Annotated in this window: 4 protein-coding genes; all 4 read right to left on the bottom strand. The window is 63.9% G+C overall.

All coding sequences use genetic code 11. The features are described 5' to 3' along the window. On the bottom strand, positions 1-106 hold a 106-nt coding region (locus tag AC1DT3_RS13700), incomplete at its 3' end, for an alpha-E domain-containing protein (protein WP_477465803.1). Between the two features lie 28 nt (positions 107-134). Further along, positions 135-1,532, bottom strand: a complete 1,398-nt coding sequence (locus tag AC1DT3_RS13695) for a circularly permuted type 2 ATP-grasp protein (RefSeq protein WP_477465802.1) — start codon at positions 1,530-1,532, stop codon at positions 135-137. Between the two features lie 183 nt (positions 1,533-1,715). Further along, positions 1,716-2,771 (bottom strand): esterase-like activity of phytase family protein, encoded by a 1,056-nt coding sequence (locus tag AC1DT3_RS13690; protein ID WP_477465801.1) that lies wholly within the window; start codon positions 2,769-2,771, stop codon positions 1,716-1,718. Positions 2,772-2,795: 24 nt separating this feature from the next. Beyond that, positions 2,796-3,965 (bottom strand): cobaltochelatase CobT-related protein (locus tag AC1DT3_RS13685; protein ID WP_477465800.1); only part of this gene is annotated, 1,170 nt, incomplete at its 5' end.

Here is a 3,965-nt window from a genome sequence, read left to right as displayed (position 1 = left end):
GCATCGACGCCATGCGATAGGCGACGTCGAGAATACGGGCGGTGTTCTCCGCGCGCTCCACATAACGGGAGAGCCAATACAGACTGTCGGCGTCGCGACTCAGCAAGGATGATGCCTCCGCCCGCTCATGTGCCTCATTCGCCCAGCACCCATGTATCCTTCGTCCCGCCGCCCTGGCTCGAATTGACCACGAGTGAGCCGGGCGTGAGCGCAACGCGCGTCAAGCCACCGGGAACGAGCCGGACGCCGTCGCTACCAGTGAGCACGAACGGGCGCAAATCCACATGGCGCGGCGCCAATCCATTCTGGGTGAAGACCGGACTGGTGGAGAGCGCGAGGGTCGGTTGCGCAATGTAGTTGTCGGGCCGCGCGAGAACGCGGGCGCGAAACTGCTCGCGGGCTTCCACGGTCGCATGCGGTCCGACGAGCATGCCGTAACCGCCCGATCCGTTGACCTCCTTGACCACCAACTCGTGCAGATTGTCGAGGACATAGGACAGCGATTCCCGCTCGCGGCAGCGCCATGTCGGGACATTCTTCAGGATCGGCTCCTCGCCGGTGTAGAACCGCACGATGTCGGGCACGTAGCTGTAGAGCGCCTTGTCGTCGGCGACGCCGGTGCCCGGCGCATTGGCGATGGCGACATTGCCGGCGCGATAGGCCGCAATCAGGCCCGGAACGCCGAGCGCGGAATCGGGGCGAAACACCAGCGGGTCGAGAAACTCGTCGTCGATCCGGCTGTACACCACGTCGACGCGCTTTGGCCCTTCGGTGGTGCGCATATAGACGATCTCGTCGCGAACGAAGAGATCGCGTCCCTCGACCAGCTCCACGCCCATGCGATCGGCGAGAAAGCTGTGTTCGTAATAGGCGCTGTTGAACGCACCCGGAGTGAGCAGCACGACGGTCGGCGTGCGCGATCCGCTTCGCGGCGCAACCGACTTTAGCGTGGCGAGGAGATCGTTGACGTAATTCTCGATCGGCAGGATGCGCTGCTTGGCCATGAGGTCCGGGAACAGACGCATCATTACTTCACGGTTCTCCAGCATGTAGGAGACGCCGGACGGCGTGCGAAGATTGTCCTCGAGAACGTAGAAATCCTCGTCATCGACGCGCACGATGTCGACGCCGGCCACCTGAACATAGATGTCACCGCTGAGGTTCAACCCGTTCATCTGCGGCCGGTAATAGGGGTTCTGATAGACGAGTTCGTGCGGGACGATACCGGCGCGCAGGATCTCGCGTGGGCCGTAGATGTCCTTGAGGAATTGATTGAGCGCCGAGACCCGCTGTTCCAGCCCGCGCGACAGGCGGGCCCATTCTCGCGCGGAAAGAATGCGCGGGATGATGTCGAACGGGATCAGTCGCTCCTCGGCTTCGGCGTTGCCGTAGACGGCGAAGGTGATTCCGACTTTGCGAAAGAGGAGTTCGGCTTCCTCGCTACGCCGGTCGAGAAGTTCCTTGGGAACCGTGTTGAGCCAATCGCGAAGCAACGTGTAGGCGGAGCGGCCCTGCCCGTCGCCGCCGTTCATCTCGTCGAAAATCGCCCTTGCCGTCACGAAGTGCAGCCGCCTCTAAAATGGGCAATCGATTGTCGGTCGTCACCCGGGGACGCTTATCGAAGGAGCTTAGGTTCGCCGATTGCGGGTCAGCAAGCAAGCGGCGCCTGCGAAACAGGCAAGTTTGCGGCGAGAAATGCGGCATCTGCCTTTGCGTTAGGCAGGCGGTCGCGAAGCGGAAGGCAGTGCGAACTCCAACAAGAGCGTGCGTTGGAAGATGCTGAAATTGTCGTCCGAGATCAGGGTGAGAATGATGTCGCCGCCGTCCTGGTGGACGGCGAGACCTTCCATGTTGTCGACTTGGTGAGAGGGTGCGCTTTCGAAGATCACTGCGCCGTCGATCGTCGCGCCCGGCCGAATGGCGGTCGCACGGACGCGCCGCAGGCGGATGCGAAATCCTTCCCATATCGAGGCCTGTCGTTCGAGCAGAAGCATGTCGCCGTCGGGCAAGAAGGCGAGATCGCTGATCGCGTAGCCATTCGACCGCACCACTTCAAAAACGCCGACCTGCGACCCGGTCAGGATGAAACCAGCCGTCGGCACATCTTCGCCTCGGCGCGCCTGCTCGGAAACCGCGATGACCGCGCCCGCCAGAGGCGAGCGGCGCGGTGCGACGCCGATCGCCTCCAACCCGCTGTTGTGGGGAAGGTCGGCGATCCGATCGCGCACGGCCTTGGGAAACGCGAGCAGCTTTCCGCGCGCCTTCACGCCCTGGCGGCTCCAATCGAATCGGGCCACCGCATGCTTGCGCTCGATGCCGACATACGCCTCTCCACCGCTGATGGTGAGACTCTCCGTGTCATAATAGCGCGTGCGTGCCAGCGGCTTTCCGGTCTCGCCGAGCAAGGGGGCGAGGGTGGCCTCACCCAATCCGTCGAGCATGCCGTCACGGGTCTCGACGGAGGCCGAAAGCCATTGCGCATTGTCGGCGACCGACACGATCCGCCCACCGTCGGGCGAGCGCCAAAGACTGGAAAAGCCTCCGAAATTCGGATCGGACGAGCGCAGGACGAGGCCCGAGCGAAAGAGGAGGGAGCCGAAGGTCTTGCGCGACGGATCCTCGACCGAGAACGATGCGATCCGGGTCGCGGATATCGCCACCGGAATCTCGCCGATGGCAGGTTTCGGCCGCGCCAGCGTTCGCGTCGTCGCAAGAGCTGCGGCGACGGCGCTCGCGCCGCCGAGCAGGAACCCGCGGCGGCCGAGTTTCATGCGCTGGCCTCGCCCGGAGCTGATCTACGCATGAAGCCGGCGGCGCGGCGCGGCGCGCGTGACGGTCGGCGGATTCTCTTCGAAAAGCTCGGCGAGTTTCTCGGTCATCACGCCGCCGAGCTCTTCCGCATCGACGATGGTGACGGCGCGGCGGTAGTAGCGCGTCACGTCGTGACCGATGCCGATGGCGATCAATTCGACCGGCGAGCGGGTCTCGATCTCTTCGATCACGTAGCGCAGATGGCGTTCGAGATAATTGCCCGGATTGACCGAGAGGGTCGAATCATCAACCGGCGCGCCGTCCGAAATGACCATCAGGATGCGGCGCTGCTCCGGCCGTCCGAGCAGGCGCTTATGCGCCCAATCGAGGGCTTCACCGTCGATGTTCTCTTTGAGCAGGCCTTCGCGCATCATCAGGCCGAGATTCTTGCGCGCGCGCCGCCAAGGTGCATCCGCCGATTTGTAGATGATGTGGCGCAGGTCGTTGAGGCGGCCTGGATTGGCCGGCTTGTTGTTCTGAAGCCATTGCTCGCGCGATTGCCCGCCCTTCCAGGCGCGCGTGGTGAAGCCGAGGATCTCGACCTTCACGCCGCAGCGTTCGAGCGTGCGCGCCAGAATGTCGGCGCAGGTCGCAGCGACGGTGATCGGACGTCCACGCATCGAGCCTGAATTGTCGATCAAGAGAGTCACCACCGTGTCGCGGAAATTGGTGTCCTGCTCGCGTTTGAACGACAAGGGTTGGAACGGATCCATGACGATGCGCGGCAACCGCACGGGATCGAGAGAACCTTCCTCGAGGTCGAACTCCCACGCGCGGTTCTGTTGCGCCAGCAGGCGGCGCTGCAGGCGGTTGGCGAGCCGTCCGACGACGCCCTGGAGATGAGCGAGCTGCTTGTCGAGATAGGCGCGCAGGCGGGTCAGTTCATCGGAATCGCAAAGATCCTCCGCGTGGATCATCTCGTCGAATTTTTGCGTGTAGGCCTTGTAGTCGGGTCCGCGCGGCTCGTTCGCGCGCGAGGACGGTGGGCGCCAAGCTTCGCCCGCATCCTGAGCGTCGGCCTCGTCCATTTCATCCGGCCACTCGTCCGGCGAGCCGTCGGATTCCTCCTGCGCGCCGTCCTCGACGTCTTCGCTCGAATCTTCGCTGACCTCGACCTCGGAGCGGTCGCCTTGGGCCTGCTGCTCGGACTCGCC

This window comes from Microvirga sp. P4_G7 (assembly GCF_056401005.1).
The sequence above is the reverse complement of the archived record's forward strand: the minus strand, read 5'-3'. Positions and strand labels throughout refer to the sequence as shown.